Annotated in this window: 6 protein-coding genes; all 6 read right to left on the reverse strand. The window is 64.1% G+C overall.

The window, feature by feature from the left end; translation table 11 throughout:
* Positions 1-3: 3 nt before the first annotated feature.
* Positions 4-306 (reverse strand): WXG100 family type VII secretion target, encoded by a 303-nt coding sequence (locus tag ACZY08_RS29595; RefSeq protein WP_463748160.1) that lies wholly within the window; start codon positions 304-306, stop codon positions 4-6.
* Between the two features lie 162 nt (positions 307-468).
* The gene (locus tag ACZY08_RS29600; RefSeq protein WP_124713178.1) at positions 469-1,650 is read right to left on the reverse strand and encodes a PPE family protein; all 1,182 of its coding nucleotides are present in this window, start codon (positions 1,648-1,650) and stop codon (positions 469-471) included.
* A gap of 29 nt (positions 1,651-1,679) precedes the next feature.
* Complete coding sequence (locus ACZY08_RS29605) at positions 1,680-1,976, reverse strand: PE family protein (RefSeq protein ID WP_124713177.1); 297 nt, start codon at positions 1,974-1,976, stop codon at positions 1,680-1,682.
* A 70-nt stretch (positions 1,977-2,046) separates the two neighbouring features.
* Positions 2,047-6,273, reverse strand: a complete 4,227-nt coding sequence (gene eccCa / locus ACZY08_RS29610; RefSeq protein WP_463748161.1) for a type VII secretion protein EccCa — start codon at positions 6,271-6,273, stop codon at positions 2,047-2,049.
* Positions 6,270-7,811 carry a type VII secretion protein EccB gene (eccB, locus tag ACZY08_RS29615; protein WP_124713175.1) on the reverse strand — a complete coding sequence of 514 codons (1,542 nt, stop codon included), beginning with the start codon at positions 7,809-7,811 and terminating at the stop codon, positions 6,270-6,272. Before eccB ends, eccCa begins: the two co-directional genes overlap by 4 nt.
* Before the next feature lie 135 nt (positions 7,812-7,946).
* Positions 7,947-8,510, reverse strand: a 564-nt coding sequence (locus tag ACZY08_RS29620) for a C40 family peptidase (RefSeq protein ID WP_463748162.1), incomplete at its 5' end; no start/stop codon positions are given.

The raw sequence follows: 8,510 nt of genomic DNA on the forward strand, positions 1-8,510 counted from the left end.
TCGTTAGCTCGACAGAATCTGCGTCGACTCGTGCTCGCGCTGTTCGTACTCGTCGGCGCTGCGATTGAGCTTGTCGCTGACGCCCTGCGTCATGTCGACGATGTTGCGGAATGCCCGCATCATTTCTTCGAGCGTCCCCGTCGACGTCGTATTGGCGTTGCCCGTCCAGCCTGCGCCGGTGATCCCGGTCGCCGAAGCCCAGGCCTTCTTCGACTCGGCGTCGATCGTCTGGGAGTTTCCGTGGAACCGGCCGGCGTAGTCGCGCATCGCCGCGGGATCGCTGAGGAAGTTTGCCACCGTGCTCATGTGTATCTCCTTGTCGGAAATGGCAGTTCAAATTCGTGTTTGCTGTCCGCAATTCGAAGTCTAGTGGCGGGATATGCCACTGCAACGGTCAAAAGAAATTGGTTGGAAAAATCTTTGACCCCCTCTTTGTGTCAATCACATAGGATCGAGTTTGCCTGCTCGTCATCGCGGATCCGGCAGAACCCGTACCACCGACCCGTAGCGGGGCTGCCCGCCGTCCCCCTGGCCGTCACGGCCTCCCATCGCACCCACCGGGGCGCCGGCCATGCCGGTACTCCCGGATGCTGGCACCGCGCCGGTCGGTGTGGTCGCCGACGCTGGTACCACCGTGGTGTTCGTCGTCGCACCGTTCTGGGTGCCGGCCGCCCACGTCGCCGGCACCGACAGCCCACCGATGCTGCCGCCGCGCCCAAGGGCCGCTGACACCGGACCCGCGCCCCCGCTGACCAGGCCCCCACCCCCGCCGCTGAGCGCCGAAAGGGCGCCCGTAGGCGCGGCGGTGATGCCTGAGGCGTTGACGGCGCTGGTCAAGCCGGGGTTGTTCATCGCCCCCATGAGCGGGCTCAGCAGCGATTGAAACTGGCCCATGCTCTGCAGCGGTGCGGTCGCAGGTTGGGAAAGCCCTTGCAGCGCTTGCGGAATCATGCTCATGAACTGTGGGCCCATGGACAGCATGGACTGGGCATCCATGTTGCCTGGCATCGAGGTGGTTTGCAGGCTCGCGTTGGCGACTTTCTCGCTGGCGTTGCCGGCCGCCTTCCCGCCCGCCTCTGTGACCGCCAAGCCCTGCGCGGCCAGGCCCGCCGGGTTGGTGTTCGGAGGCGGTGGGATGAACGGCGTCGCCGCCAGACCACTAGACACCCCCGCGGCGTCCGCGGAATATCCGTAGAGGACCGTGGCGTCCTGCACCCACATCTCGTCGTAAGCCGCGATGGTGGCCGCGATCGCGCCGCTATTCACGCCCATGAAGTTGGTGGCGATGAGGGTCTGCAGGGCATTGCGGTTGGCTTCGATCGCCGCTGGTGGAACCACTCCTGCCCGGGCGGTTTCGAACACCGCGGCGGCCTGAGTTGCGGCCAGACCTGCCGCCTCTGACTGTGCCGCGGTGGCCAAGATCCACGTCACGTACGGTGCGGCCGCGGTCGCCATCGACAGTGACGACGGTCCCTGCCAGGAGGTGGTCAGCAGGGCATCGACGACAGCCTGATAAGCCGCGCCGACACTGCCCAGCTCCGCGGCCAGAGTGTGCCAGGCCGTCGCGGCCGCGACCATCGCGCCCGAACCAGGTCCGGCATACATCCGGCCGGAGTTGATCTCCGGAGGAAGACCACCGTAATCAGTCATCTGCTAGTCAGATCGAAGGTTCGCCGCTGCTACATCGACGCAAGAACGTTGAGGGCCTCGGTGGCTTCATAGCTGCCGGCCCCCACACCCATCGTGGTCACGAACATCTCATTGACCGCCGTCGCCACCCCACCTGCCGCCTGGTACACCCCGCCATGAGTGGCGAACGACAGCGCAAGCAGCGCCGAGGTGGGATCGGCCGCCGGCGGGAGAACACCGGTGGTCGGAGCGGCGACGGCGCCATTGGCTGCCGTCATGGTCGAGCCGAGTCCCTGCAGTTCTCCGGCGGTTGCCAGCATTGCTGCCGGACTGGTGTTGACAAACATGAATTTCCTCCCGACGTCACGATGTGAGACTCAGCATAACGGCGGTCTGCAGGTTGCGCCGTAGCCAAAATCAACCATTCTCAGTACCCACCGGAACCCATCCCACCTGCACGTATGATCCCGATCCGCCGGTACCCATCAAGAATCCGCGCCCTTGAGGCATCGGATGACCTTTCCACCTTCCGCGGACGAACCCTTCGTCCGAATCGGAATCCATCACCAGCAAATCTGCGTTTGCTTGCATCATTGTTGCTAGCAGGGGATCGCGTCCCGCCACGCTCATCCAGCCACCGAATTGACGGCTGTAGATGATGTGAAGTCCGACATCTTCGGCGGCGTTCGCCGCCTCCATCAACGGCGTGAACACGTGGTTGTAACCCGCCGGCAGGCGCTCGGCATCGTCGATCACCAGGAAGATCTCCGGGCCCGTCCAAGACTTCTCGAACGTGGCATCCATCGCCAGGTCAGCCTGCGGGAGCCGGTCAGCCAAAACCGTGCTGAGACGTTCGGCCAGCTGTCCAGTGGTGTCGGTGCGGTAGGAGAAGACCTCCACATAGCTGTCATCGAGCACCCGCAGCAGCTCACGACTCGGACTGATCAACCAGACCTGCGCCGACGGCCGGGTGTCGTCAGCAGCCCGCACCGCTTTCGATGAACCGGGCGCATAAACCCGGCCGATCTCGGACATGATCGCCGCACATGTCGTCGTGCGACCACATTGCCGGCTGCCCGTGACCACCAGGAACGGCGAGCGAGCGTTATCCAACCCCACTGGCAGCGAGAACTCGTTGACCGCCCACACCGCACCAGCATGGTTATGAGATGCGGCGGACTTGCGCAGCTGCGCGAGCTCGACGCGATTGGGAAGCTGGCGCACACGCGGGGCAGGCCGGTAACCCTCGGCCAGCTGGGACACCCTCGCCACCACGCTCTGTGCTTCGAACACCCGCTCTCCAGTTCCGCGCAACGCTGGGCGCGCCATCATGGTGTGCAGGCCGACCACATCCCACCCCTCTCGCAGATAGTTCTGCTGAACCATGCCGCGGCCCGGGCGGTTACTGGGAACCTTCTTGGCTTCCGAGGACTTCACCAGCCGCACGTTCGTCTCGTCAGCCTTCAACTCGATACGACCCTCGTTGAACAAGTCACGCATCTGGGGCGACAACTCCTGGGGCTTGCTCACCGCCACCACCACGTGGATGCCGAAGCTGCCACCTTCGCGGATCAACTTGTTGATCTCGTCGACGAGAACCTCTTTGCCGCGGAATGTCGACGCCTGATCGGTCAGGGCTGCGAAGTTGTCGATGACCAAATAGACATCGCCGAACCGGTCCTGGGCCACCGGATCGTCGGAGGCCTGCTCCCCCGCTTGCCGGCGCACAGCGGCTTTGCGGTTGCGGAACTCCTCCATCGAGGTCACACCCCACTCGAGGAATCCGCGACGACGCACGGTAAGCAGCTCCAGAAGTTCTGCCACAGTCCGTCGAATGGCGTCTTCTTCCAGCATGGTCGCGACCCGGCCCACGTGCGGGAAGTCGCGCACGCTCGCCGCCAGGGAGGTGCCCGACAAGGCCAGAACGTAGAACTGCACCTGTTCTGGCGTATGCGTCATCGCCGCGGCGCAGATGAGGTCCACCAGCGTGGTGGTCTTACCTGAGCTCTGTCCACCCAGCACCATCAAATTGCCTGTGCCATCTGCCAATAGGGGTTGCTGGTCCTGCTTGAACGGTCTGTCGATGACGCCGATCGGAAACACCAGGTCGGGCTGGGCAGCGTAGCGCTCGTCCCACGGTCGGCCCAGATACATCTCGACGACCTCGTCGATCGTGCTCGGCTTGTCCAACGGCGGACCGAACAACCGATGGGGTTCGAACGGAATCGCGCGGAGCTGGTCGATGATGACTTCACCGACCTTGGGCTTACGAATAGCGCTGTCGTCGTCGGAAGAGGACGACGGCGGGATGTCGGTCTCGACGAGCTGCGCCGTACCCTCGTCCACGGCGGGCTCGTCGACAATGATCGGTGCCACCGTGAACAGCTGCGGCTCAAAGTATTCCAGCGAGCTCGTCGACAGATCGGTATCGCCGTCGTCATCCTTGACCGCGCCGGGTTTGCGGTAGTCGCGCCACATGTACTCGAACTGAATCTTGGTCAGATCGTCCGTCAGCCCGACACGCAGATAGCCCAGTCCCTTCTTGTTCGGCAGGTTCGCCGACGCCGGCACTCCGGACGCAGCTGCACTGGCCGTTGAGTCGGTTCGCAGAGCCAGCCGATACCGAATGTTGGTCGTCAGCTTGTCAGCTCGGGAGTCCACTTCCTGGCTGGCCAGCAGAAGATGGACCCACAGCGAGCGGCCCTGGCGCACGATCTGGTCGAAGATGACCGGCAAGTTCGGGTCCATCTTGAAGCCCTCGGTGAACTCGTCGACCACAACGAACAATCGAGGCATCGGATCCAGCTGAGGACCGTTAGGGTTGCGGGCCGCGTCGGCTCGACGGCGGTTGTAGTCCTCCGCATCTCCGGCATTGATGTCATCGCACATCTTCTTGCGTCGGGCGATCTCGCCGAACAGGGCGTCGACGAACCGGCCCAGCTGCGTTTGGTCATCTTCAAGGTCGGTCATCACACATGACACGTGAGGTGCACCGAAAAACGGCTTCACACCCGCCCCGCCCTTGAAGTCAGCCAGAACCAGCTGCAAAATCTCCGGCGAGTGACCCAGAATCAAACTGAGCAGGAACGTTTTCAGGCCCTCGGTCTTGCCGGACCCTGTTGTGCCGACCATGATTCCGTGTGGGCCAGCGGCAGTCTCCTTGATGTCGAGTGTGAGCAGCTCCCCGGTGTCTGCTCGCGTGCCATACGGGGCGATCATCCGGTCCTCGGACAAGATGTCTCTGCGCGAACCCCACAACGCGTTGAAGTTGATGTTCGCGGGGTCATCAATGTCGTAGTAGCTGAGGATGTCGCGAGCCGGCCCGTTGCTCGGATCCTCAGCGACATCGATCATTTCGTACGCCTGAGAGAGCCGCTGCCGCGCCATGCCAAGCGCGAAATTCTCTGCCTCTTCCCGGTTCATCTGGTCGGCGCGGGCGAAGAATGTCGGCTCGTTGTCGAGTTCGGGGGCGAAGGTGTTGAGATCGCGCGGGACCGCGTCGACATCGCCGGTCGGACTCACCCGCAGCAGCCGCTGCGGATTTGCGCTCGTGGGCACCACGCCGCGTAGGTCGAATACCGTGACACCCGCGACACCATCAGGGTTGATCAACGAGCTCCACGTGGACCCATCGGACACGTCGCTGATGATGACTGTGTGCGGAAGCGGCTGGATCTGATCTTTGGCCGCGCCGTGGCGCGGATTGAACCGGTCGCGGCCCTGCAGAACAGCACCGTATTGCGCATCGTAGAAGTCCCGCACCGACGGGTAGACCATCCGCAACCCGCCGGCGGCGTCCTGGACGCGGTTGTCGGCGACATGGGGAAGCCACTTGAGCCAATCCCACTCCTCGACGTCATCGGTGACAGCGATCAGCTGCAGGTGATCGGGCCCATGAGAGAACACCATCTGGCACACAATGGCCCGCATCAACGCCAGCGCGCGCTCACGATCGCCATCCAGCCGCCAACCCGGCTCGACGAGCAGTGAAATCAACGCCGGTGTTCCATAGGTGACCTGCTGGGCGCGAACGAACTCCTGCAGCGCAACCCCGGTCGCGGGCTCCATCTCGATATCGGTGGGCATGTCGGCCGGCTCGGCGAAGGACACCGCTTGCGCCTGCTTCAACGACGTCATACCCACACCCACCCGAATGACGCCGAACCAGGTATCGCGTCCGGCCGGGCTGCGTTCCCACATCCTGCGTCCACCGAGTGCGGCTTCCAACGTCGACGTCGGCGGGTGATACCAGCGGAAGTTCTCATCCAGATCATCTGCGGCCCGGTCCGAGTCGCGCCGCAGGTCATCAAGTTTCACCATGAACTGGGCGCGTAGGGCATCCATCTTGCCTCGCGACATCTGGTTGCCCCCGCCGAACCGGCTACCGAACAGCATCGCGATGATGCCGCCGACCATCATGATCGGAAACAGCGCACCTACCCCGTTGAAGGTTCTTGCACCGCTAGCGAACGAGACCACCACGATGCCACCGACCAAGCCGATGACGCCGATGGCCACCACGACCAGCCACCACGGCTTGCCCTCGGGCACAGGTACTTTCAACGGAGCGAGCAGATTGATCTGCCTGGGCGTGATTTTGCGCGGGGCCTCAAGAACCGTTTCGCGACCAAAACTCTTTTTCACTTCGGCTGCCTCAATTCCCCTGGCTGCTGATCTGTCGGCAAAATGTCATGGGTTACCGCCGCATCCGCTTTCGACAACACCGGGCCCAGCGTCAACAACTTGAGAACCACCCACGGAGCCGGGATGGTCGCTGTGCCAAATCCCAGCGCGCGCTCTGTCTCCTGATCGCGGGGCACCCCGAAACGGGCACCCCACTCCGAGATGAACCACTGCGTTTCCACGGTTGCCGCGGCGGGATCGTTGCCCGTGGAGGCCACGTAGTTCGCCGCATCCGGCCCGAAGTACACCTTGTCGGCCAATGCGCCGGACGGATCAGGCTTGGCTCTGGCCACGACCCTGTCCACTTTGTCGGCCGCGATCGGCACCGTCGGGCCCGACACCAGCGACGTCTGCGCACGGCCCTCCCCGATCGTCTTCTGCCACCACCAACACGTAGCCGGGTTCGCCTCGGTGTCCACCAGCCGCAACCGTTGATCCGGATAGGCCGAGACATCCAAGCTGTCGGTGACAGGAAGGTCAGCGAGCGCGGGGCCGGCCAGGACCGGCATCCCCGCGCCCGTTCCGTTCGCGTTCTGCAAGATCTGCGCCACCACCGGCGAGACGGTCTGCATTCCGTTGGCCAGCACCACCGAGTACGTGAGGTCACCGCCGACCTGCGGAGTCGACACCACCGTTCCCACCGGGCCCGGGGCCTTCGGAAAGCCCGCTGGCTCACCGAGTTTGGGAATCATCGGCACCGACAGAGCCGATCCGACCGGGATCGCATCGAACAACGCCTTGCTCATCGGCCGCGCCGAGGAGATGTTGTCGGCGCTCACCCCCAGCGCCAGCAGGACCGGGCGCTGGGCAGGGTCAACCTTGGAGCGGCGGCCGTCGCGGATCAGCCACACACCGTCGTCATAGCGCAGCAGCACCGCATCCTGCGGGTCGAGCACCCGCCGGCGGTCAGATAGGTCAGGCTGACCGTCAATCACGGTCACAGTCACAGGCTCTGGGGCGCCGGCGCCGAACGCCTTCGTGACCGCATCGCACACCAGCCACGACGATTTGGGCGGCGAGGTCACAGCCAGCTGGTCCGGGGCGCCGGGGATACCCACCAGTGTTCCCCGCGGCCGCGACTCGATCTCACTGTTGCGGACCCGCACAGGATTGTCCGCAGATCCCGCGATCAACCGCGCCGACGCCAGATTCAGAACAGGACGCAAGGTGTCGCCGACCCGCACATACAGCGCGTTCGTGTTCTGGTCGGCAATGATCTTGGACTGCCCCGCCGATCCCGCTGGCCGCAGAAACGACCAAAACAAGGCACCCAGGCAGATCACCACCACGACGGTCGCACCGGCCAGATGAGCCATCGACTGCCTGCGATGCTGATCGGACTCCATACCGACATACCAGCGGGTCAATGCTGTGACGGCACGCCGCGCATTGAACTGGTGCGCGGTCACCTGCACACGAGTTGCATAGCCCAGCCCGCGGCCCCGCCACCGCGACCCACCTGAAGTCGCGTTCTGATCCGGTTCTTGCTGCTCAGCCACCCCGTCTACCTCCCCGTCCGCCCAGGCGAACGCATTCGCGTATCCCCAAACTAACGGTGGCCAGCACCCTCAACCACACCAAAATCCATCGAATCCCGCCCGATCACTGCGCCCAGTGACCGAGGCTGATCGGTGTCAGGCGACCCGCTTGACCACGATGGGGCCCGAGGGTATCGGCGAGTACTTCACTACCTCGCGCGAATTCGGCGCTTCAATCTGCATCGTCGGCGATACGGCCAGCGCCACATGCTCAGGAACGCCGGGCGCCGAGAAATTTTGCAGGATGATGTCCCCGGCTCGTATATCGCTGCGCGACACCGGCATACCAACACCAATCTGCTCATATGTCGTGCGCGGCAACGAAACCCCCGCACTCGCATAGGCCTTTTGGACCAACGACGAGCAGTCCCAGACATCAGGACCATTCGCGCCCAGACGATACGGCTCACCCAGCTGAGCTTTGGCGAACGCAATGGCTCGCTCGATGGTCCCGTTGGGCGCGCGACCCTGGCCGAACAGTGCATTGACCTGCTGTTCGGCACCGGATGCGCCGCGGTGACCATTCTGGCCGCGGCCGAGTGAGGTTAGGCCGGCCAAGGCGTTGAGGCCGGGGATCCCGCCACCGCCACCGCCGGTGGGCATACCGCCACCACCACCGCCGAAACTGGGCATCCCCATCCCGCCCATCATCCCGCGGCC

It is taken from the genome of Mycobacterium sp. IDUB_9 (assembly GCF_055419505.1).